The organism is Streptomyces gobitricini, assembly GCF_039532985.1.
Lineage (GTDB): Bacteria > Actinomycetota > Actinomycetes > Streptomycetales > Streptomycetaceae > Streptomyces > Streptomyces gobitricini.
The window spans coordinates 84591-107292 of the sequence record NZ_BAAASR010000018.1 but is presented as its reverse complement, the minus strand read 5'-3'; the positions used below and the strand labels follow the sequence as shown (position 1 = coordinate 107292).

Annotated in this window: 18 protein-coding genes; 8 read left to right on the top strand and 10 right to left on the bottom strand. The window is 74.4% G+C overall.

What is annotated here, in order from left to right; genetic code table 11:
* Nucleotides 1-52: 52 nt before the first annotated feature.
* Nucleotides 53-1351, bottom strand: a complete 1299-nt coding sequence (locus tag ABD347_RS15845) for an erythromycin esterase family protein (protein ID WP_344361487.1) — start codon at nt 1349-1351, stop codon at nt 53-55.
* 64 nt (nt 1352-1415) lie between these two features.
* Between ABD347_RS15845 and ABD347_RS15840 the strand changes: the two genes are divergently transcribed.
* A complete protein-coding gene (locus ABD347_RS15840; protein WP_344361484.1) occupies nt 1416-2168 on the top strand; it encodes a MerR family transcriptional regulator in 753 nt (250 codons plus the stop codon).
* A gap of 208 nt (nt 2169-2376) precedes the next feature.
* On the opposite strand, the gene ABD347_RS15835 is transcribed toward ABD347_RS15840, so the two are convergent.
* Nucleotides 2377-2811, bottom strand: a complete 435-nt coding sequence (locus tag ABD347_RS15835) for a YunG family protein (protein ID WP_344361482.1) — start codon at nt 2809-2811, stop codon at nt 2377-2379.
* Nucleotides 2812-3174: 363 nt separating this feature from the next.
* On the opposite strand from ABD347_RS15835, the gene ABD347_RS15830 reads away from it, so the two are divergent.
* The 4 genes from ABD347_RS15830 to ABD347_RS15815 all read left to right on the top strand — a co-directional run bounded on the left by ABD347_RS15830 (nt 3175) and on the right by ABD347_RS15815 (nt 6354).
* Complete coding sequence (locus tag ABD347_RS15830; RefSeq protein ID WP_344361479.1) at nt 3175-3759, top strand: hypothetical protein; 585 nt, start codon at nt 3175-3177, stop codon at nt 3757-3759.
* Between the two features lie 224 nt (nt 3760-3983).
* Nucleotides 3984-4457, top strand: coding sequence for a carboxymuconolactone decarboxylase family protein (locus ABD347_RS15825; RefSeq protein WP_344361476.1), 474 nt, complete (start codon nt 3984-3986; stop codon nt 4455-4457).
* Between the two features lie 196 nt (nt 4458-4653).
* Nucleotides 4654-5577: an RNA polymerase sigma-70 factor gene (locus tag ABD347_RS15820; protein WP_344361473.1), complete on the top strand. Its 924-nt coding sequence runs from the start codon at nt 4654-4656 to the stop codon at nt 5575-5577.
* A 360-nt stretch (nt 5578-5937) separates the two neighbouring features.
* On the top strand, nt 5938-6354 hold the full coding sequence (locus tag ABD347_RS15815) for a CBS domain-containing protein (RefSeq protein ID WP_344361472.1): 417 nt from the start codon (nt 5938-5940) through the stop codon (nt 6352-6354).
* Between the two features lie 412 nt (nt 6355-6766).
* On the opposite strand, the gene ABD347_RS15810 is transcribed toward ABD347_RS15815, so the two are convergent.
* Together ABD347_RS15810 and ABD347_RS15805 are read right to left on the bottom strand one after the other, a co-directional pair.
* A complete protein-coding gene (locus ABD347_RS15810) occupies nt 6767-7024 on the bottom strand; it encodes an EF-hand domain-containing protein (RefSeq protein ID WP_344361471.1) in 258 nt (85 codons plus the stop codon).
* Nucleotides 7025-7228: 204 nt separating this feature from the next.
* Entirely contained in the window at nt 7229-7873 is a 645-nt protein-coding gene (locus ABD347_RS15805; protein ID WP_344361469.1) for a class I SAM-dependent methyltransferase, read from the bottom strand.
* A gap of 233 nt (nt 7874-8106) precedes the next feature.
* Between ABD347_RS15805 and ABD347_RS15800 the strand changes: the two genes are divergently transcribed.
* The 3 genes from ABD347_RS15800 (at nt 8107) to ABD347_RS15790 (ending at nt 10120) form a co-directional block, all read left to right on the top strand.
* Nucleotides 8107-9117, top strand: a complete 1011-nt coding sequence (locus ABD347_RS15800) for a ketopantoate reductase family protein (RefSeq protein ID WP_344361466.1) — start codon at nt 8107-8109, stop codon at nt 9115-9117.
* A 326-nt stretch (nt 9118-9443) separates the two neighbouring features.
* Nucleotides 9444-9737, top strand: coding sequence for an ArsR/SmtB family transcription factor (locus ABD347_RS15795; RefSeq protein ID WP_344361464.1), 294 nt, complete (start codon nt 9444-9446; stop codon nt 9735-9737).
* Nucleotides 9734-10120, top strand: a complete 387-nt coding sequence (locus ABD347_RS15790) for a VOC family protein (protein ID WP_344361462.1) — start codon at nt 9734-9736, stop codon at nt 10118-10120. The genes ABD347_RS15795 and ABD347_RS15790 overlap by 4 nt, the downstream gene beginning before the upstream one ends.
* Nucleotides 10121-10312: 192 nt before the next feature.
* On the opposite strand, the gene ABD347_RS15785 is transcribed toward ABD347_RS15790, so the two are convergent.
* The 6 genes from ABD347_RS15785 to ABD347_RS15760 all read right to left on the bottom strand — a co-directional run bounded on the left by ABD347_RS15785 (nt 10313) and on the right by ABD347_RS15760 (nt 22678).
* Complete coding sequence (locus ABD347_RS15785) at nt 10313-10750, bottom strand: nuclear transport factor 2 family protein (protein WP_344361461.1); 438 nt, start codon at nt 10748-10750, stop codon at nt 10313-10315.
* Between the two features lie 725 nt (nt 10751-11475).
* Nucleotides 11476-11952, bottom strand: coding sequence for an ATP-binding protein (locus ABD347_RS15780; RefSeq protein ID WP_344361459.1), 477 nt, complete (start codon nt 11950-11952; stop codon nt 11476-11478).
* 705 nt (nt 11953-12657) lie between these two features.
* A complete protein-coding gene (locus ABD347_RS15775; protein WP_344361458.1) occupies nt 12658-15609 on the bottom strand; it encodes a condensation domain-containing protein in 2952 nt (983 codons plus the stop codon).
* On the bottom strand, nt 15599-17479 hold the full coding sequence (locus tag ABD347_RS15770) for an amino acid adenylation domain-containing protein (RefSeq protein ID WP_344361457.1): 1881 nt from the start codon (nt 17477-17479) through the stop codon (nt 15599-15601). Before ABD347_RS15770 ends, ABD347_RS15775 begins: the two co-directional genes overlap by 11 nt.
* Before the next feature lies 1 nt (nt 17480).
* Nucleotides 17481-19397 carry a non-ribosomal peptide synthetase gene (locus ABD347_RS15765; RefSeq protein ID WP_344361456.1) on the bottom strand — a complete coding sequence of 639 codons (1917 nt, stop codon included), beginning with the start codon at nt 19395-19397 and terminating at the stop codon, nt 17481-17483.
* Nucleotides 19397-22678, bottom strand: coding sequence for a non-ribosomal peptide synthetase (locus ABD347_RS15760; RefSeq protein WP_344361453.1), 3282 nt, complete (start codon nt 22676-22678; stop codon nt 19397-19399). The genes ABD347_RS15765 and ABD347_RS15760 overlap by 1 nt, the downstream gene beginning before the upstream one ends.
* Nucleotides 22679-22702 lie beyond the last annotated feature (24 nt).

Below are 22702 nucleotides of genomic sequence, written 5' to 3'. Positions count from 1 at the left end.
CACGGGGCCAGTGGACCACCGGACCGCCGGGCCATGTGGAACGGCGTGGGCGTCACGAAGCGGGCGCCACCTCCGCGTCCCCGTCCACGGGGCGGCTGCTCGCGGCGGCGACGTGGAGCACGGCGTCGCAGTGCTCGAGCATCACGGCGTCGAGCGGGAAGTACCCCTGCTCGGGCCGGGCGTCCGTACGGACGTCGAGTGCCGTGGCGGACAGTGCTTGGTGCAGCCGGTGCCCGTCGAAGAGGGCGCAGTCGCGGGTCGCCCGCCGCAGCGCGCCCTCGTAGGTGTTCGCCGGCGGCTCGCCCAGTCCCAGCGTGGCGCTGGCACCGAGGCTGCCGGCGATGAAGGCGTAACTGTCGCCGAGCAGTGCGGCGGCGTTGGCGCCCGCGCTGGACCACGTGATGTCCACGCCGCCCATGTCCATCGCGCTCGGGTTCCGCTGGAGGTGCAGGTTGTGGGCGAACACCAGCGTCCGGCCGCGTTGCCGCTCGCGTGCACGGATGTCCAGCAGGTTCTCGATCATCAGGGCGTCCCGGACGGCGCACAAACGAGCCAGGCGCTCGCCCGGCACCGCCGGGTCGGCGAGCTGCGCGTGGTAGCGCAGCAGACCCAGCGCGGCCCGGCCGTGCGTCTCGGCGTGCCGCCATTCGGCGAGCGAGGTCGCCGCGACGAGCCGCGGCACCTGCGCGTGCAGGGTGGTCAGCAGGTCGTCGGTGATGCCCCGCAACGCCAAGGCCTCCGCCGAGGCGCCGGGTGAGTGCTCGGCGGCCAGCACCGCCTCGGTGGAGCTCCAGCGCTCATCGTCCCCGAGGAGCCGCTCCAGGTCCGCGTGGCCGTGGAGGAAGGCGTCCCGGCCCAGGTGCTCGGCGAGGTAGCCGTGCAGACGCAGCAGGTGGCGGCGCGGGCTCGGCGCGCTCATCGTCTCCATGGCGGCGTCGAAGCCGTGGAACGCCAGCTGCTCACCGGCGGGCCGCCCGTGGTTGTACGCGCGCATCCAGGCCACGAGTTCCCGGTTGGCGGCCAGCGCACCGAAGTCGTGGCTGAAGCCCTCGGCTATGACCTGGTCGAGTGTCCCGGCTCCGCCCCGGACGAACGCGTCGACCCGCAGGGCGGCGATCCGGTCGGACTCCAGCGCGACGGAGCTGAAGCCGTGCTCCACGAGCCCCCGCAGCATGCGGTTGCGCAGGTACCCGAAGGCCGGCTCGAAGTGCGTCGGCTCGCCGAGCGCCAACAGCTCCGGTGGCGTCTCGCGGGCCTCGAAGAAGGCGGACAGAGCCGCTGCTATCCCATGGTCGTCGTCAGGGCCGAACGAACCGTGCGGGGCGGGGATCATGGCGGAGGTCGAAGTCATGACCTTGACCGTATCGTTGAACCATCGGTGTAAACTTGAGCGGAAGGTTCGCGGGGAATCAGGTATGAAGCCTCAAACGGCCGTGCAGGCGACCATCGGTGAGCGGTACCGCCCGGTGCACCTGGCCAGGGAGCACGGGATCTCCACCCAGGCGGTACGCAACTACGAGCGCGACGGCCTGCTGCCGCCGGCCGGACGTACCGCCGCCGGCTACCGCAGCTACACGTCCGTGCACCTCCACGCCCTCCGCGCCTACCTGGCCCTCGTCCCCGCGCACGGCTACACGACCAGCGGGCACGTCATGCGGGCCGTCAACCAGGGCGACCTGGACACCGCGCTGCGAGCGGTCGACCGCAGCCACGCCCAACTGCTCCGCGACCGCGAAACGCTCGACGCGGTCGAAGCCGCCGCCGACGCGCTCAGCCGCCCCCCGGCCGCCGGCCTCCCGGACCGCCCCCTCTCGGTCGGCCATCTCGCCCACCGGCTCGACGTCTCGCCCGCGACCCTGCGGAAGTGGGAACGAGCCGGGATTCTCCAGCCCGTCCGGGACCCGCACACCGGACACCGCCATTACGAGGCGAGCGACGTCCGCGACGCCCAACTCGCCCACATGCTCCGGCGCGGCGGTTACCCCCTCGGCCACATCGCCACGGTCATGCACCAGGTCCGCCGCGCCGGCGGCCCCGAGCCGCTCGCCCACTCCCTCGACGTCTGGCGACAACGGCTCGCCGACCGTGGACGCGCCATGCTCACCGCCGCCGGAACGCTCGCCGAGTACCTCCGCGTTCTCGACACCACGCCCCACGGCGACGCCTGACCCCCCGGATCGCGACACCGGCGAGCCCGAGGCGCCCACGGCTCGGTACGTGGTGGGCTGGAGCCGCCGACCCCGCAGCGAGCCGCCCTCTGCCCTCTCGCGCGCCGCCGACCTCGGCCGCGCGGACTGGCCGAGGAACACGCCCGGCGTGCTCACTGCGGCAGAGGTGGGGGAGCACGGGTCGCTGACCGCGCGATCGAGCACGGTGTCATCCCGCTGAACCGGACGGGCCGGCTTCCCCTGCTCCGGCGGGCTCCGGGAGCGTACCGAGGTGCTCGACGACGCGCCGGCGCAGAATCAGGTACTCCTCCCAGCGGCGGGGCGAAGGGCCCGGCGGGCGCTCGACGACCCGGGCGGCGGTGATCGTCTGGCCGGCCCGGAACTGCTCGCGGGTCAGGTCGAGTTCGACCCCGCTGGGCAGCCGGTTCCACCAGTGGAAGCCGTGCTGCCTTCCGTCACGGTGGACCTCTCCGAGCATCAGGTCGCCGCCGAAGATGTCGTTGACGAGCAAGGCGGTTATGTCGCAGTGCCCCAGAGCCGGGTTGGCCGTGTGCCAGTCGGACTGGTCGTCGGGTGAACAGGTGTCCGCGGCCCAGCCGGCTCGCAGGGCTCGGTCGAGATCGTGCAGGTTCCAAGGAGTCACGCCGCCAGCATGGCGGTCCGTACCGACACCGAGGACGGCTCGGCCGCCGACGGCCCGGCCGCCCGTCGCGGGGCAACCGCAGCGCCGGCCACGGGGTGCTGTTCAGGACGCTTCGACGGCTGCGGACGGCGACCGCCTCCCGCACACCCGGTGGCCCCACGACCGTGCAAGCGGCAGCCACTCGGCGGTACTTCCCGGGCCTCAGCCGGACGACCTACGGGCCTGCCTCTTTGAGCGATCGCCGCAGGGGCGCGGTCTGCCGGCGCACGGCCCCGCGCCGAGCGTGGGCGAAACAGGGGTGCGACGGCGGCCGGAATCAGGCACGATCCGGGATGGGGGGCGGGGCACCGGGAAGGGGGCGCCATGAAGAGGACCCAGGTGTCGGAGACGGAAATCGACGGCGACATCCTGCGCCGGCTCGACAGGGCAGTGCGCACCGGAACGCTCGTGCGTGTCCGTCGGTCGATTCCCCGATCCGACCGGCTCGAAGGTTTCGTCACCGGCGTGGACACCGCTTGGACGCTGATCGCGCGCTGCGTGGACACCCGGCTCGAGGGGTGGACCGCTGTCCGTACCACCGACATCGTCGAGGTACGCCGTAGCGGTGACGAGAAGTGCCTCACCATCAGGGCCCTGCGCCGACGGGGCCAGTGGCCGGTGCGCATGCCCGAGCCGACGGTCCGGTTGGACGGGCTGCCCGCGCTGGCGGAGAGCGCCTGTGCCGGGTTCGGGCTCATCTCGTTGCATACCGAACGGAACGTGCCGGACGCCTGCTGGATCGGCGCTCTGACGGAGCTGCGGCGCGCGTCGTTGCGGCTGCGCGAGGTGGACACGGACGCGCGATGGCGTGAGGACGTCTCCAAGTTCCGCTTCGAGGACATCACCCGGGTGGAGTTCGGCGGTCTTTACGAGTCGACCTTGCGGGAGTTCGCCGGTCCGCGCCCCTGAGCGGCAACCGCGCCATGGCGGGCCCCGGTCGAACCCGCCGGGGGCGCCGCGCTGGGGCGGCGCCGCGCACCACGGGCGGTACCCGGCGCGTGTGTTCCCGCCCGGGCCGGAACCCACGTCCCACAGGCCGGGCGGAGACGTGGGTCACACCGACTCCGTGTCACAGGGCGCCGCGCTGTCCCGTCTCAAGGGTGCGGCCACTGACGACCACGGAGGAGCACACGATGGAAGCGCGACTGAACTTTCTCGCCGGCCCGACCGCCGGAAAGGCCGTCAAGTACGTCATGTCGGTGGGCAAGGCGCTCAAGGAATCGCCGCTGCCGGCGGCTGCACAGGAGCTGGTGGCGCTGCGCGTGAGCCAGATCAACGGATGCGCCGCCTGCGTCGACATGCACACCAAGGAGGCCGCCGCTGCCGGAGAGACCCCGGTGCGGCTGAACCTGGTCGCGGCGTGGCGGGAGGCCACCGTCTTCACCGAGGCCGAACGCGCCGCGCTGCGGCTGGCGGAGCAGGGCACCCGGATCGCGGACGGGGCCGATGGGGTCGGCGACGAGGTGTGGGCCTCCGCGGCCGAGCACTACGACGAGGACGAGCTCGCCGCCCTGGTGTTCCTGATCGCCTTCATGAACATGGTGAACCGGCTGAACATCATCACCCGGCAGCCGGCCGGCGGTTACGAGGCCGGGCACGTCCACTGAACGGCCTCACCCACTGCTTCGGGTCCGGCTACGGGGCTGCTGGGCACGGTGTCCGGGTCGGTGGCCGGGCCCAGGCCCGGGGCCACGGTCTCCGGCGGCACCGTTCTGCGCCTGCCGGTGGTCCCACTGATCACAAGAAGCCGCCTGCACCCGAGCGCCGGGCCGGGCGGGAGAGTCTCATGGGAAGGAGTCCGGCGTGAGCAAGGTCGACGAGTTCGAGGAATTGCGGCCGCTGCTGTTCTCGATCGCCTATCGCATCCTGGGCAGCGTGGGTGAGGCCGAGGACGCGGTGCAGGAGACATGGCTGCGCTTCGACCGCTCGACGACCCGGCCCGCGTCGACCAAGGCCTATCTGTCGGCCGCCGTTACCCGGATCTCGATCGACGTGCTCCACTCCGCACGGGTGAGACGGGAGCAGTACGTCGGGCCGTGGTTCCCGGAGCCGCTGCTGAGCGATCCGTACCAGGATCCGGCGCGGTCGGCCGAGCTGGCCGACTCGGTGTCGATGGCGGCGCTCCTGCTGCTGGAGCGGCTCAGCCCGCTGGAGCGGGCGGTGTTCGTGCTGCGGGAGGTGTTCGCCTTCGGGTTCGACGACATCGCCTCGGCGGTGGGACGTACGGAGGCGGCGTGCCGTCAGCTGCTGGTCAGGGCGCGAAGGCACATGGCGGCCGGGCGGCCGCGCTTCGCGGCGGACCGGCAGGAACGGCAGGAGCTGGCGACGCGGTTCTTCGACGCGCTGAGGAACGGCGACGTGGGCGGGCTGCGGAATCTGCTGGCCGCCGATGTGCAGCTGGTCGGGGACGGCGGCGGCAAGGCCCCGCAGCTGCCCAGGGCGGTCGTCGGCGCCGAGAACGTGGCCCGGCTGCTGGCCTCCGTCTTCCCCCTGGCGGCCCGGGTCGATGTGACGTTCGAGCCGCACGAGGTCAACGGCCAACCCGGAGCGATCTTCCGTGACCGGGACGGCAAGGTGCTGTACATCATGGCCCTCGACGTCCTCGACGCGCAGATCCAGACCATCCGTTCGGTGATCAACCCCGACAAGCTCGCGCACGTCGGGCCGGTCGCGGACGCCTGGGCCGTCGACCACCGAGTGAAGCAGGCCCGCCGTCGGACGACGTGACAGCGGGAGCGTCGCCGGCCGGCTGATCCACCGGCGACGGGCGGCGCGTACCGGACGTGTGCGGCGGCGGTGCCGCAGCCGACCTGGAGTTCGACTGCGGCACACCCCACACATCAGGCTCGGAGGAGTGGACCGGCCTGATGTCACCGCGCCTGCCCGGGCCGGCCAGTGGCATGCTGCGCCGACCGGGTGATCGCCACCGGACGGGGCGTCGACTGACGGTCCGTCGCCCGGAGGGAGGAGCCGCGGGCGAACGGGGACGTTAGCGGCCGCGCTTGCGGGGCACCTGTCCTTTCGCCCGGTTCATCCTCGGTGGATGGCTGGGTGGACCTGTACGCAAAGACGTAGGGAGGCTGCGGTATGACGACGGCTCGCGAGATCATGACCGAGGGCGCCGAGTGTGTCGGTGCCGAGGAGACGGTGCTCGACGCCGCCAAGAAGATGGCCGAACTGGGCGTCGGCGCGCTGCCCATCTGCGGCACGGACGACAGGCTCAAGGGCATGCTCACCGACCGCGACATCGTGGTGAAGGTCCTCGGCGCGGGCAAGGACCCGGCCCAGGTCAAGGCCGGCGACCTCGCCCAGGGAGAGGCGGTCACCATCGGCGCCGACGACGAGGCCGAGGAAATCCTGCGCACCATGACCGACCACAAGGTGCGTCGCCTCCCGGTGATCGACGGTCACCGACTGGTCGGCATCGTGGCCCAGGCGGACGTCGCCCGCGCCCTGCCCGACCCCAAGGCCGGCGACCTGCTCGAGGCGCTGTCCACCGACTGACCGCCTTCCTCGAGCCCATCGGGCCGATCGTGACACGTGTTGCCGAGCCGGTGAGCCCGACACGGGCCCGCCGGCTCCGGCCTGTGCCGGCCCGATCACCCGCGGACGGCCCCCACCGCTCGCTCCCGGGCTCGGGCGCCGCCCCGCGACGGTTGCGGTCGGTCGCGGTGAGTCGGCGGTACGCCGAGGGCCCTGGACCCGGGCGAGGTCAGCGCCGCGGCCCCCCGACGGATGGCGCAACGGGTCACCCGCTCGACCCATGGCTCGCTACTCGCCAGCGGAGGTACGCCAGTCGGTCGGTCGCTCCGCGGGCTCCCGTGACCCCGAGTCGAAGCCCGGAGCGTGGACGTCCCGGCAGCGCCGTACCGCATCGCGGCCCGTTCCCGTACGCAGCTAGGGCGGTGACCGGCCGTCAGCGCCAGCCGAAGCGGCGGTCCACCACCGCCGCGAACTCCTCGAGCGTCAGGACCGTGTCGCCGTTCTGATCCGCGGTGTCGAACAGCGCGGAGGAGTCATCGGCGTCTCCCACGCCCCACAAGGGCAGATCTCCCGCCGCCGCGAGGGAGGGGCCCTTCGTCCGCAGCGCGGTGATCACCTCTTCGCGGGTGAGTGTCCCGTTCCTGTCGAGGTCGAGCGCCTCGAACAGCTTGCGGGCCTTGTCGCTGGTCACGCCGTCCGCGTTCCTTCCCCGTCCCCGGCGGGCGGGCCGGTCCGCCCGCTCGCTCATGGAGCACAACGCCTCTCGCCCCGCCCCGGTTCCCGGCCTGACGGCCGCTGCCGCGGTCAGGTGCGGTCTCGTCCCGGCGTGTGCGTTCGGGGCCGCTGGATGGCCTGAACGGGCAGGTGCCGCTGCCGGGGGACAACCGCACAGGGCTCACGAAGGGCGTCTGGCGTGGACGTACAGGTGGGGTTCGGGCTCCGCGTCGGGGCCATGGGGGCGGTAGAGAGCCGTGTGGTGGTGGACGGTCTCCAGGCCGGCCTCCCTCAGCACCCGTAGCTGGTCCTCGGTGGCGAGGCTGCTCACGGTGACCCGGTGGCCCATCCAGACGATGTCCAGGCCCCTGACGTCACCGGGCACGGTGGCCATGGCGAACGCCCCGCCGGGAGCCACCCACGATGCCATCCTGCGCAGCGACCGTTCCACCTCGGGCTGGTCCATGACGAGCAGCGGGAAGAAGGCGCACACCGCGTCGAACCCGCCCTCCGGTGCCCGGTAGGTGCGCACGTCGGCCTGTTCGAACGACGCGGTCGGCACCCGCTCCCGGGCCAGCCGGACCATCTCGGCCGACACGTCGATCCCGGTGACCGCGTGCCCGGCCCGGGCCAGCGTCTCGGCGGCGGGCCGGCCGGTGCCGCTGCCCACGTCGAGGACGCGCGCGGCGGGCGGCAGACAGCCGGTGAGCCAGGCCACGGCCGCGAGTTGGCCCGGTACGTCGGCGAAGACCTCCTCGTAGCGAGCACCCACCGCGTCGAAGACGTCTGCGGCGGACAGGCTTGGGGACCGTGGCGCCTGGCTCACTCGTCCTCCTCCATGTCGTCCGGGGCCGGGGCCGGGGCCTTCGACGGTATCCCCGAGTGCCGTCGACGGGCCAGAACCCTGCGGCCGCTGTGGAGAAGTGTGCCGCGTCGCCGGAGCGCACGGGGGCTGATCCGCGGGGCCGTGTCCGTCCGGCTCCCGTCGCCCGCACGCTCCTGTCGTGGGCCGGCCGCCCGCGGTGTCGGCGTCGGCGGGCGGTGTGCGAGGCTCACCCCATGCGGTACATCATCATCGGTGCGGGCGCGGTCGGCGCCACCGTCGGCGGGCGCCTGGCCCAGGCCGGCAAGGAGGTCGTCCTGGTCGCGCGGGGCGCCCACGCGGAAGCCCTGCGGGCGGACGGCCTGCGGCTCACCACCGCGGAAGGCACCCGGGTCCACCGGCTGCCAGTGGCCACCGGACCGGCCGACCTGGGCGCGCTGCGGCGGGACGACGTGCTCCTGCTCGCCGTGAAGACGCAGCACGCCGTCGACGCCCTCGACGTCTGGGGCGACGCGGAGGTGGCGGGCGGCGGCACGGCGGCCCAGCGCCTGCCGGTGTTCTGCCTGCAGAACGGTGTGGAGAGCGAAAGGCTCGCGCTGCGACGGTTCGCCAAGGTGTACGGGGTCTGCGTGTGGCTGCCGTCCACGTTCCTGCGGCCGGGTGCCGTGTCGGCCCTGTGCGCGCCGCTGACCGGCATCCTGCACGTCGGACCGGCGGCCGGCGGCAGCGACGCACTGGCCGGGCGGGTTGCGGCCGACCTGAACGCCGCAACCTTCGAGGCCCCGGTCGTCGACGACGTGATGCGGTGGAAGTACGCGAAGCTGCTGGACAACCTGGGCAACGCGATCCAGGCGACCACCGGCCCCGAGCCCCATCCGGCGAAGCGGGCGCTGCTGCGGCGGGCGGTCCAGGAGGCCGAGGCGGCCTTCGCGGCGGCGGGCATCGCGTACGCCTCCCGGGAAGAACAGTCGGAGGCCCGCGACGGCAAGGTGAACCAGCCGCCCGGTGTGCGGGGCGGCTCCTCCTGGCAGAGCCTGGTCCGGGGCACCGGCTCGATCGAGGTGGACTACCTGAACGGGGAGGTATCGCTCCTCGGGCGGCTGCACGGCGTGCCGACCCCGGTGAACGACGTACTGCGCCACGCGGCGAACATCTTCGCCCGCAAGGGCCTGCCGCCGGGCGCGATGTCCGTCGAGGACCTCACCGCCCTCGCAGACGAGGCGACCGCCCGCGCCACGGCTTCTTGACCCCTGGGCCGCCGGTCGACGGCACTTCCCGGCAGAGGCAGAGGCAGAGGCAGAGGCAGAGGCCGCCGCGCCGATCGGCCCCCGTGCGCCGAGGCCTTCACATATCGCCGGCCGGTGACCGATTGCCGTCGCGTCCGTACGGCGGCACACGCGGGGCTCTCACAGAGGGACACATCCGGACCGCCCACCGGCCGACGAACTGTCCCCTCCCTACCTCCTCTGCCCGTGCCGTTCCGGCCGGGGAGCTGTCAGCGCGGGCAGAGGAGGTAGGGGACGGCGGACGATCCGCTTGATAGGCAAGTGGATACTTGCCTATCGTGGAGGGCGTGACGGAGGATGTCTTCAAGGCGCTGGCCGACCCCACCCGTCGGCGCATCCTCGATGAGCTGGTGGAACGGGACGGCCAGACACTGTTCGAGATATGCGCACGGCTGGTGACCAAACACGGTCTGGGGCTGTCCCGCCAGGCGATCAGCCAGCACCTGGCCGTACTCGAGTCCGCGGGCCTGGTCACCACGCGGCGCCAAGGTCGCTACAAGTTCCACGACGTGAACACCGAACCCCTTGAGCGCATCGTGTCCCGGTGGCTCAGGCCCGACGCCCCGGAGAGCACCCCATGAAGATCCATCTGTCCAGCGTCTTCGTCGATGACCAGGACAAGGCCCTGCGCTTCTATACCGACGTGCTCGGCTTCGTGAAGAAGCACGACGTCCCGATGGGCGACGACCGGTGGCTGACCGTGGTCTCGCCGGAGGATCCCCACGGGACGGAGCTGCTGCTCGAGCCCTCCGGTCACCCCGCGGTACAGCCGTACAAGATGGCCTTGGTCGAGGACGGCATCCCGGCCACGTCCTTCGCCGTGGACGACGTACACGCCGAGTTCGACCGGCTGCGCGAGCTCGGTGTCCGCTTCACCCAGGAGCCGTTGGAGATGGGTCCGGTCACCACGGCGGTGCTGGACGACACCTGCGGCAACCTGATCCAGATCGTGCACAGCGGGTAAGGCCCCGCCGGGCCGGTGTTCGTCCGGCCGCCGTAGCAACGTATGTCGCCCGAGAGGCTGTACGGGGCCGTCCGGCCAGGTGCTGGGCGACGCGGGCGAGGGCATCGGCGGAAGGCCTCCGGCGTCCTCGACCAGGACGAGAGACCGCGCCCGATCGAGGGACGTCGTCGGTGGTGCGGGGCCCGCCCGTCCTCAGGGAGTGCAGGCTTCGGCGATCGACAGGCTGTTCTCGTAGAGGTGGTGCCGGGTGACGCGACCGTCCTGGACGGTGAGGTGCAACGCGAACGGGCCCTGGAAGGACTTGCCCGTCGCGCGAACGGTCCCTGACACGTGCCCCATCAGGACGGCGTCGGTGCCGTCGACGAGGAAGGTGTCGATCGAGGCGCGCGCGTCCTCGGGCACGGTGTGTTCCCCCAACTCCACGGCCTGCGCCGCGCATTCGGCGGCGGTGGACCGGGGGCGGATCCAGGGAACGACGGGGTTCTCGGCGAGGAGCCAGTCGACCTCGTCGGCGAAGAGCGCGACGAGCCGCTCGGTGTCGCCGGCCAGCCGGGCGGCCAGAAAGTCCTGCACGACGGCCCGAGTGGCCTCGGCGACGGAACCTTCGTTGCCGGTGGTGATGACGGACATGACGCTCTCCTCGCGGCTGGGGGTGGACCCTCGGGGTGTTTCCGTGATGTGCCTCATCCTGCAGGGCGAGGAGTGAGCGGGCGATTCCCTGCGAGGTAATGAGCGGCCTCCATGCTTGGCACGGGCGCGCCGGGAAGCCTCCGGGCGGGGCCACTGCCCGGGCCTCATGGGTGAACGCGTCGTCACGCGAAGGCGCATCAGCCGACGGCTCGCGTGTTGCTCCTGGGGGACCGGCCGGAGTCCGGCTTCCGGTGAGGCCGTACGACCGGGCCTCCGGTGGCCCGTAGCAGTGACGGGGCCGGACCGAGCAGGGTTTTTCGCTGCCGTGGCCGGGGACGGACGTGTGGGCGAGGACGCCGCTGGTCGGCGTGGCCGGGCTCCGGCCCGTCGACGCGGTGGGGCGTCTGGCGGTGCGCGGGAGCGCCGTGGTCGTCGGCGAGGCGAGCGGCCCGGCCGGAGGAACCGCAGCGGCTGCGGCCCCGAGCGTGGAAGGGCGCGTCGGCGGGACGTACCGCAGTCGGCTCGGGGTTCGACTGCGGCACTCCCCACTGATCGGGCACGGAGGATGGACCGGCCCGACGGTTACGCGCCTGCCCCGCCTGCCGGGCGGCATACTGCGCCGACCGGGTGATGACCGGCCGGAGGGCGGACCGGCCCACCACGTGGAGTTCGGACCGTGGCGCAAAGTACGGGAGAGCGGGCCAGCTCGACGGCGCCGGGCGGAGTCACGCGGTGCGGCCGGCGACATGGCCGCCCGGGTCGTCCGCGAGCGCCAACGCGGCCCTGGTCCGCTTCCCGACCGGCTGACGTTCGATGGTGAAGCTCTGACAGACGGCCACGACGATCTCCATCCCGTGCTGACCGATCCGGCTCGCGTCCGCCGCTCTGGGGAGGGGGAGCTCGGGGGCGCTGTCCCACACCGTCACCACCACCAGTCCGCCGCTGACCTCCAGGTCCAGGAGGCAGGGACCGGGTGCGTACTTGCACACGTTGGTGACCAGCTCACTGACCACCAGCTGCACCATGCCCATGGCCCGCTCGGACACCGGCAGGCCGTGCACGCGCTGGATCCGGGTGAGGAAGTCGCGGGCGAAGTCCCGCGCCAGGCCGATGCAGGAAGAATCGCCCTCGTACACGGCCGACGCCGTCATCGGTCGACCAGCGGCCGACAGCCGGCCGGCCTCGTCGTGCGCATCCGCCATGCGGTACCCCCGTGCGTCCATGAGACGCGGCTACCCCCGAATTCTCGCCACATACCCACAGTGGCAAAGCTTTGGTCAACGGCAGTTCCGAACACCAGTCGTGCCCAGGTGGGCGAGGGCCGCCACGGTCCTGCCGGGGGGGCGGGCGACCGCCGACCGGGGGCGGTCGGGAGTTCGGCCCACCAGCCGCCGGTCAGGGATCGGCGGCTCGTACGTCCTCTCCGCCCGGCCCGGCCCGGCCCCGGCGGAACCGCGATGCGCGCGGGACGCCTGGAGTCTCATCGAGCAGGCGACGCGCTGAGCGCCCGAGCCGCCCGGCCGATCGCGGCCGGTTCGGGTGACGGAACCGCCTGGGACCGGGGGCGCTGTCGCCGGAGGCGAAGGACGTGACGCGCGGGGAAGCCTCCGGCGGTGAGCGGGTGAGCGGGTGAGCGGGTGGGGGGCATCGGGGCCTTCCGTGGGGCCGGACACCGCGAGCGGTGCCGACCGTCACAGACGCCGGGCGGCCCAGGCCGTCACCCTGGCGTCCCCGCGGCGTGCCTGCGCTGCCCGGGTGCCGGGTGAGGGGGCGGCGGCGCTCGCACCGCCGCCCCCGGGACGAGTCCCGCGCGCCCTCCCCCGGTGACCCGAAGACCCTCCGTCCACCCGGTGGCCGGACGGGCGGCCTGACCGGCGGGCGGACCGGCGGGCGGCCCGGCGCCGCCGTCAGGAACGGGAGGTTCCGGTCATCTCCCCCAGGACGGTGCGCCAGCTCTCGCCCGGGTGTACGCGCAGGGACGGAGCGAGACGGTCGGCGCGGTAGCGCCAGTGGTGGTCCAGGTCGGGGTGAACCTCGTCCGTTTCGCGGATCGCCCGCACCGCCCCGTCCCGGAGCCCGCGGTCGTCGGGGTGCAGCAGCTCGACCAGGCGGGTCGCGAGGTCCCGCCAGGAGACATGTCCCCCCACGGCGTTCGCGACCCCGTGCACCGGCGCGTCCAGGCACGACGCCACGGCACGTGCCAGGGCCGACGCGTGCACCCACGGCGCCCCGTACCAGGCGTGGCCACGGGCGCCCGGCCTCGGCAGGGTGACCGGCCGGCCCTCCCGCACGGCCTGGTAGAGCACCCCGGTGGCGCCCCAGCGCAGTTGGTCGCGCAGCCGGTCGTGCGGGCCCCACACCAGGGGGGAGCGTACGGCGCTGGCGCCTCCCCGGCCCGCGGTGCCGGCCGCGTCCAGCAACAGCCGCTCGCAGTCCAGCTTCGCCCGGCCGTAGGGGCTCAGCGGCTGCCGTGACGGGGATTCCTCCTCCACCACGTCGTCGGCGGGGCGCCCGTAGGCGTCGACGCTGCTGACGAAGACGAACGGGCCGCGTTTCCAGGCCTGGACCATCGCCTCCAAGGCCGCCACGTCCACCTCCGGGCGGGTGAAGGTGCACGCCGCGTGGATCACCGCGTCGGCGCGCGCGACCGCCGCGGCCAGGCCCTCCGGATCGGCGAGGTCGCCCTCGACGACGTCGACGCCGTCCCCCGCCACCAGGTGCGCGGACTCCGGCCGGGCAAGGGCGAGCACCGGGCGCCCGCGAGCGGCGAGTTCCCGCACGACGAACGCCCCGACCCCGCCGGTGCCGCCGGTGACCAGGACCGTCCCCTCCCGCGTACCGCGGGAGCGCCCCCGGCGGGCCGGCGCGGCGGCGGTGGCGGCGGCACGCTCCTCCGCGCGTCCGTCCAGCAGGGCCACGACCCCCCGGGGGGTACGGGCCTGGAGGACGTCCAGGCCGGTCAGCGGCAGCCTCAGCGCACCGCGCAGCCGCTCCGCGAGCCGGACCGCGGCCAGCGAGTGGCCGCCCAGGGCGAAGAAGTCGTCGTCGGGCCCCGGTGACGGGCACCCCAGGACCGCGGCGAACGCCTCGCTCACCGCCTCCGCGCACGGCCCCGCGAAGGCGGGCGCGGCAGGCATCCCGGGCAGCCGGGAGACGTCGGGCGCCCCCTGGGCCGTACGCGGCATGGCGTCCACCAGGGTCACGGTCACCGGCACCAGCTCCGGAGCCAGGGAGGCCCGCAGAACCGACCGCAGTTCGGCGCGTGAGGGTCCACCGACGCCACACGGCACGGCGTACGCCAGCAGCGGCCCCCCGCCGGCGGGCTCGACGACGACGGCGTCGGCGACCCGCGGGTGCGCCCGCAGCAGCACCTCCGCCGGATGCGCGTCCGGATCGGCCTCGCGGCCGCACGGGGCGCCCCCGGCCGGCCGGTCCGGGGCGTGCGCCGGGGCCGTCGCGGGCAGCCGGGACAGCCGCGCCCCGGGATCGGCGGCGACCGCGGTGAGCAGGGCGGCGAACCCGTCGGCCAGCGCGACGGCCGCCGGCGCGTCCAGCGCGGTGCGGACGTACTGGACGAGGGCGGCGGGGCTCCCGGTGTCGAGCAGCGCGAACGACAGGTCGAACTTCGCCCCGCCGACGCACACGTCCACGTACTGGCCCTCCGTGCCGGGCAGCCGCAGCGCCGTGGGCTCCGCCACCACGTCGGCGGTCACCCGCACCAGCGCCGTCCCGTCGGCGGCACGGGCGGCGGCACCGAGGCGTTCCACCATGAGGTCGAACGGCACGTCGCGGTGGCGCTGGGCCTCCAGCAGCGCGTCCCGCACCCGCTCCACGAGGACGGTGAAGGCCGGGTCCCCGGACGTGTCGACCCGGAGCGGCAGGGTGTTGACGCACAGGCCGACCAGCCCACGCATGTCCGTGCCCCTGCGGTGCGTGCCCGCGACACCGATGACCAGGTCGTCCTCGCCGGTGAAGCGGTGCAGGGCGGCGAACGCCGCGGCGAGGGCCACGGTGAACGGGGTGGCCCGGCGCGAAGCGCCCAGCCGCCTCAGCGCCTCCGGCACCCGCGGGCCGAGCGGCACGGTGAGGGTGTCGGCGGGCCGTGCGGCCGCGTCGGCCGGCGGCCGCACGGGGCGGGGCAGCGGGGGAGACCCGGCTCCCTCCAGGCGGGCGGTCCAGTGGCGCAGCCCCTCCTCGAACCGGTCGGCCGCTCCGTGCTCGCGGCGGGCGAAGTCCGCGTACCGGGGCGGTGTCGTGAGCGGCTCCGGGTCCGTCCCGCCGCACGCGGCGGTGTACAACAGGGCGAGTTCGCGGGCGATGACCTCCAGCGAGGGGCCGTCGACGGCGATGTGGTGGAAGGTCAGCAGGACCGTGTGGTCCTGCGCGCCGTGCCGCAGCACCAGCAGCCGGGGCAGGGGACCGGCGGCCAGGTCGAACGGCCGCCGCGCCTCCTCGGCCAGCAGTCCGTGGGCGCCGTCGGGGCCGGTCTCCACCACCCGCGCCTCGATCGCCCAGGGAGCGGGAACGGCTTCCTGGAACGGCTCGCCGTCCCGCTGCCCGTACCGCGTGCGCAGGATCTCGTGGCGGCGCACCAGGGCCGTCAGCGCGGCGCGCAGCGCGTCGACGTCCAGCGGGCCGCGCAGCCGGGTGGCGAAGGGCACGTTGTAGGAGACGTCGCCGGGGCCGAGCCGGTCCATGAGCCACATACGACGCTGGGCATGGGAGAGGGGGGCGGGACCCTGGTCGTGGTGAGCGGCGGCGCGGGGCGCGGCGGAACGGTTCGCTCCGCCTGCGCGTGCCCGGCGCAGCAACTCCTCCTGGAGCGCGAGGGCCGGGGCCGTCGGGGTGTCACTGGCCATCGGGGTCCTCCTGGGCGCTCGGGCGCAGGTCGCTGTGGGCGTCGAGCAGGGCCTGCCCGACCAGGGCGGCCTGGCCCGCCACCGTGGGGGCGGCGAAGAAGTCGGCCAGTGCCAGGTCGACACCGAGTTCCTCGCGCAGGTCGTCGGTGACGACGAGAGCGAGCAGGGAGTGGCCGCCGAGAGCGAGGAAGTCGGCGTCCGGCCGGGTGACCTCGCGGCCCAGTGAGCGGCTCCATATGTCGGCGACCGCCTGCTCCAGTGGCGTCAGCGGCGCGGCCGGGGACTCGGCCGCGTCCCCGGTGCGGAGGTCGGCGAGGGCGCGGCGGTCGACCTTCCCCGACGCGGTCAGCGGCAGCCGGGCGACGATCGTCACCTCGTCGGGGACCAGATGGTCGGGCAGGGTCGTGGCGAGACGGTCGCGCAGCGCGCCGGGCCGGGGCACGGGGCCCGGCGCGGCCACGACGAAGGCGACGAGCCGGGCGTCGTCGGGGGCGGGCCGCCGCACGGTGACCGCGGCGTCGTCCACGTCGGGCTGCCGGCGCAGTGCGTGCTCGACCTCGCCCGGTTCGACGCGGAAGCCGCGTACCTTCACCTGGTCGTCGGTCCGGCCGTGGAAGTCGAGGTCGCCGTCCGGGCGTACGGAGACGACGTCACCGGTGCGGTACAGGCGGCCCAGGTCCGGGTGGTCGACGAAGCGTTCGGCGGTGAGCCCGGGCAGACCCGCGTAGCCGAGTGCCAGTCGGCTGCCGCCGATCCACAGCTCGCCCCGCCCGCCTTCCGGAACGGGCCGGCCGGTGTCGTCCAGGAGGTGCGCCGTCGCGCCCGCGACGGGCCTGCCGATCGGTACGGGGCCGTCGCAGTCCGCGTCGGTGACGCGGTGGGCGGTGGCGAACGTGGTCGTCTCCGTCGGGCCGTAGCCATTGACCAGTTCCAGCCAGGGGAACGCGCGCAGCACCCGCCTGGCGTGCTCGGCCGACAGCGCCTCCCCGCCCACCACGACCGTGCGGAGCAGGGAGAACACCCGTGAGCGCCGCGCGGCGAGCTGGTGGAAGAGAGCGGTGGTGAAGAAGGCGACGGTCGCTCCATGGCGTTCCGCGTGCTGGGCCAGGTCCTCGAACGAGGGCCGTTCGACGGTGCACACCGCGACGGCGGCGCCGTTGGCGAGGGCTCCCCACACCTCGAACGTCGAGGCGTCGAAGGTGAGCGGTGAGTGGAACAGCACCCGGTCCCGGGGGGTGAGGGTCACGTACGCCGGCTCGGACAACAGCTCGACGACGGCCCGGTGCGGCACACACACCCCCTTGGGACGCCCGGTCGAACCGGAGGTGAACATGATGAACGCCACCGCGTCGGGACCGGGTCCGGGGGTGGCGGCCCGCGAGCCGGACAGCGGCTCCTCCGCCGGGAGCGCCAGCGTCGGGCCGCTGAGCGCCGTCGACTCCAGGAGCTTGCCGTCACCGACGGTCAGCGTGACCCCGGCGTCCGCGGCCATCGCCTCGGAACGGGGCCGGGGATGCGCCGGATCCAGCGGTACGCAGGTGGCGCCCGCCCACCACAGGGCCAGCTGCGCGACGACGGTGCGCGCCGAGCGCGGCATGAGCAGCGCCACGCGGTCGCCCGGCCGGACGCCGTGCTCCCGCAGATGGCCGGCGAGGGCCCGGGCCCAGGAGACGAGCCGGTGATAGGTGAGGGTGGTGTCGCCGTCGGCCACGGCCAGGGCGTGCGGGGTCCGTTCGGCGTGCCAGGCCACCAGGGCGGGCAGCCCGGCCGCGAACGGCGGCCGGGGAGCGTCGGGAGCGGCTTGGGGACGTGAGGTCGGCACGGTCTCCTCCTCCGGGGCGGCGTCGGTACGCGGTATGAGGCCGGCCATCTCAGGCACCCCCTGCTCGCGCCGCCTCGCGGCGGCGGTCGACGAGGGCGGCGATGGCCCGCAGGTCCGGCTGGCGCAGGAGTTCCGGCGCACGCAGACGTACGCCGCTCTCCCGTTCGATGGCGGTCAGCAGCCGGGCGGCGACGATGGAAGTGCCTCCGACCCGCGTGAAGTTGTCGGTGAGCGCGGTCGAGGGGCGCGCGAGGAGGTCGCGTACCGCGTCGAGCACGATCCGCTCACCCGGGGTGGAGGGTGCCGGGCGACCGGACCCGGCTGTGTCGCCGGCGTCCGGGGCGGACGCTTCCCGCGTCAGTCCGGCCCGGTCCACCTTCCCGTTGGCGTCCAGCGGGAAGGAGTCGACGAGCCGTACGGCCGAAGGCACGGCCTGTTCGGGCAGCCAGGCGCGCACCGCCGTCAGCAGCGCTTCGGCGGAGGTCGTGGCACCCGGCGCGAGCCGTACGTACGCCACGAGACGCGTCGGGCCGCCGGGTGTCCCGGGTGCGGTGACGACGGCACCCAGCACGGCCGGGTCCCGCTCCAGCGCGGCCTCGACCTCGGCGGGCTCGATCCGTACGCCGCTGATCTTCACCTGGTCGTCGAGCCGGCCGAGGAACTCCAGCCGGCCGTCCCGCCGCATCCGGACCCGGTCGCCGGTGCGGTACAGCCGGCTCACCCCCGGGAGGCCGAGGCCGGGGGCGGGCGCGGTGAACCGGGCGGCGGTCAGAGCGGGGTCCAGGTACCCGAGCGCCAGGGCGGTGCCGCCGATCAGGAGTTCGCCCTCCTCGCCCCGTGCCACGGGGCGGCCGTCGGCGCCGGTGACGACGACGGTCACGCCCGGCACGGGGACGCCGATCGGCGGCGCGCCGGGGCCCTCCGCCCCGGCGTCCTCGGCGCGCATGGCGTGGGCGGTGGTGACCACGGTCGCTTCCGCGGGCCCGTAGGCGTTGTGGACCGTGGCGGTCACATCGGCGCCCGGGCGGCGGCGCATCCGGTCCCCGCCGACGACGAGATGGCGCAGTACCAGGCCCTCCGGCCAGGGCCGTTCCAGCAGCGGCTCCACCGTGGGCGTGGCGGCGACCGCCACGGACACGGCCGCCTCGCGCCACCAGGAGACGAGCAGCCCGGTGTCCCAGCGGACGTCGTCCGGCGCGGGGACGAGGGTCGCGCCCGAGGTCAGTCCCGCCCACAGCTCCATGAGGTGCGGGTCGAACGCGACGCCGATGAGCAGGGACTGCCGGTCGCCGGGCGCGAGTCCGGTCTCGGCCCGGTACCAGTCGAGCAGCGAGCCGAGGGCCGGCTCACCGACGACGACGGCTTTGGGGCGGCCCGTGGAGCCGGACGTCAGCACGGCGTAGAACGCTTCGCGAGGTGCGCGGAGCGCGCCGGAGCGCGGTGGGGCGAAGGCCGCCACCACCGTGCCGGCGGCGTTGGCGCCCTCAGCCGGCAGTGCCAGAGCGATGTGGTCGGCCGCCCGGTGCCGGGGCGGGAGGAGAGCGGGATCACCGATCAGGCAGGCGACGTCCAGGTCCTCCGTCACGGCGTCGACGCGGCGCTCACCGGGGCGCGGGCCCAGGGGCAGGTACACCGCGCCGATCCTCGCGAGGGCCACGGCCGTCACGACCAGCGCGGCGGAGCGGTCCAGGCAGACCCCGACCAGGTCGCCCGCCCCCACCCGGTCGCGCAGGACGGCCACGACCTCGTCGGCGGCGGCGTCGAGCTGCTGGTACGTCCAGGTGTGCCCGCCGTCGGTCACGGCGGGTGCCCGCGGGGTGCGGTGTACCCACGTCTCGAACAGGGCGAGCACGCCGGCCGGCGTGTCCTCGCGGGCCGGGTCGCCGTGGGCGACGCTGAGCAGCCCGCTGCCCGCGGTGTCGCCCGTCGCCGGCCCGGTGGTGGGGGAGGTGGTCGTCCCGGTCATCACGACTCCGTCGAAGTGGTGGCGGTGGTGGTGGTGTTGGTGGTGAGGGCCCCGGCCTGGTCGGCGAGCACCGGGTTGCGGAAGAACAGCCGCATCGGCGGACGGTGTCCGAGCCGGGGCTCCAGCCAGGCCGCCAACCGCGCGGCGAGCAGGGAGTGACCGCCGGCCCGGAAGAAGTCGGTGGTCGTGTCGAAGCGGTCGTGCCCCAGGACCTCGCGCCAGCCGTCGGCGAGCAGCCCGGTCATCGGGTCGGCCGGTGTCGTCCCGGCACGGCCCTCGCCGCTCCGGCCCGCCGGGCCCCCGTCCCCCGCCGGGCCCCCGTCCCCCGGCAGGTCCCCGTCCCCCGGCGGGAGCGCCACGCCGTCCGGGCCGAGCTCCGCCGCCCTGGCGGCGAGCGCCGTCCGGTCCGGCTTGCCGCCCGGGAGGGTGGGCATCGAGTCCAGGCGCACCCAACGTGCCGGTACGAGGGCCGCCGGCAGCCGCCGGGCGAGCTCCGCGCGCAGCGCCCGTTCGTCCCACAGGCCGCGCCCGTCGGGGCACTCCAGGAACCCGACCAGCCGGGGCCCGCCGGTGGCCCGGTGGTCCAGGACGACGGCACAGGACCGGCCGCCCAGCGCGGCGGAAGCGGCCGCCTCGACCTCCTCCGGCTCGATGCGGTGGCCGCGCAGCTTGACCTGGTTGTCCCGGCGGCCGAGGAAGTACAGCAGCCCGTCCAGACCCCGGTAGCCCAGGTCACCGGTGAGGTAGACCCGTTCGCCGTCGAGCGCCTCCAGGTGTACGAACCGGGCGGCCGTCGCCTCCGGGTTGCCGATGTACCCCTCGGCGAGCCCGGCCCCCGCGATCGCGAGCTCGCCCACCGCGCCGTCGGGCAAGGGGCGGCGGTGCTCGTCCAGGACATGGACCCGCTCGCCGGGCAGCTCGGTGCCGAGCGGGACCTCCGCCCCGTCGGCCGCCACCGCGCCGGGGGCGACGCGGTGGACGGTGGAGCTGATGGCCGCCTCGGTGACCCCGTAGGCGTTGAGCACCGTGGCGTCCGTGTCCGCCAGGAAGTCGCGCACCACGTCGGCCGGGAGGCGTTCCCCGCCGAGCACGAGCAGGCGCGGCGCCCAGCCGCCGTCCCGCAGGGCGGGCCGCAGCTCCTCCCGGGTGGCGAGGAAGTAGCTGGTCGGAAGGTTGACCACGCTGACGCGGGCCCGGGCCAGCAGCTCGGCCAGCTCGGTGCCCGTGGGAACCTCGCGATCGGGCACGACGAGGCACGCCCCCGCGTACAGCGACGGCAGGACCTCCTCCAGGGCCACGTCGAACGACGGCTGGGCGAACAGCAGGACCCGGTCACCGTGGCGCAGCCCGAACCGGTCGGCCACCCCGGTCAGGTGGTTCTCCAGCGCCGCGCGGCCGACCGCGACGGGCTTGGGAGTGCCGGTCGATCCGGAGGTGTGGATGACGTACGCGGCGCCCGGCACCGCACCGGCGGCCCGTGCCTTCGGCAGCTCCGGCGCGTCGACCGCGGCGGCCGGCAGACCGCCGGGGACCGTGACGGGGTGGTCGGCCGAGGTGAGGACGAGGGCCGGGCTCAGACGGCTCAGCAGCAGGTCCAGCCGGGCGGGCGGGTCCGACGGCGAGAGGGGGCAGTGGACCGCCCCGGTCCGCAGGCAGGCGAGCAGCGCCACCACCGCGTCGACGCCGCGTGGCAGGACGGCCGCCACCGGCAGGCCCTCGGTCACCCCGGCGGCGAGCAGGCGCTCGGCGAGTGCGGTGACCCGGGCGTCGAGGTCGCCGTAGGTGAGGCGCCGGGCGCCGACGAGCATCGCCGGGAGGGACGCGTCGTGGGCGGTGAGGGCGTCGAGCGGTCCCGGATTCGAGGCCGGGGGAGTGGGATCGGGAGCGGCGGCGGGCGGGGCCGGTCCGTCGGCCGCCGCGCCGGGGGTCCGCCCGGCGTCCGGCCGGGTGGGGGCCAGGTCGGCGAGGGTGGTGCCCGGGGCGTCGAGATAAGCCCGCAGCAGGTCCAGGAACCGGCCGGCGAGGAGCCGTACCACGTCCTCGCCGAACATGTCCGCGTCGTAGTCCCAGACCAGGGTCATGCCGGCGGCGCCGTGCCGGGGGCCGACGCCACGACGGTCGTCGGGCAGCAGCACGACGTCCAGGTCGAACCGGGTCGTGCCGGTGTTGAAGCCCTCGAACAGGGTGATGTCCAGGCCGGGGACGTCGATCTCGGGCAGTTCGGCGTCATGGGCGCTGAACATCACGTCGAACAGCGGGTTGTCGGCACCCGAAGTGTGGAGGCCGAGAGCACGGGTCAGCTCCTGTACCGGCACGTCCTGGTACGGCAGCGCGCGGATGAGGACGTCGGTCACCTCGTCCATCGTCTCCTCGGCCGGGGCGGCCGGGTCCGGCCGCAGCGGGAGCGGGATGGTGTTGACGAACATGCCGACGGTCTCCTCGTGCCCCCGGGGCCGGTTGCCGACCGCGGTGCCGACGACCAGCCGCGAGCGGCCGCTGTGCCGGCGCAGCAGTTCGGCGAAGAGCCCGAGGAGGGTGGAGAACGGCGTCAGACCGCGCCGGCGTGCGTGTTCGCGCAGGCGTTCGGCCAGATCCGCGCCGATCGTCTGCCGCATCTGGCCACCGTGGTGGCGCCGCCGGGCACCGGGGCGGGACAGACCCGGCAACGGCACGTCGTAGGAGAGACCGCGCAGTTCGGCGGTCCAGAACTCCAGCCCGGCCTGCCGTGCCCCGTCCTGCCCACCGCGTGACTGCGTGTCCACATGGTCGGCGTAGGAGGGCGCCGGAGGCAGCGCGGCCGGCTCGCCCAGGACGTGGCCGCGGTAGACGGTGAACACGTCGTTGAGCAGGATCGCGAACGAGTGGCCGTCGTGGATGAGGTGGTGCTCGACGTGGATGAGCCGGTGGTGCCCGTCCGCGAGCCGCACCAGCGTCCAGCGCAGCAGGGGCGCCTCGTACGTGTCGAGCGGGGTCTCCGCCTCCGTACGCAGCAGCTCCTGGAAGGCGGCCTCGGGGTCCGTCTCCGTGGTCAGGTCGACCGTGCGCAGCCGGGGCGCGCAGCCCTCGGCGACCCGCTGGCCGGGCATCGAGCCGGTGACGGCGACCAGCTCCAGGCGCAGGCCCGCGTGCCGGTCGAGTGTGGCGGCGAGGCCGTGGCGGAGGGCGTCGAGGTCCAGCGGGCCCCACAGGTCGAGCGCCGCGGTGAAGTTGTAGGCACGGCTGCCCGGCTGCACCTGTTCGTGCAGCCAGACGATCTCCTGCGAGGAGGAGAGCGGAAACATGGGCGATCCCTGGGGTTGTCGGGT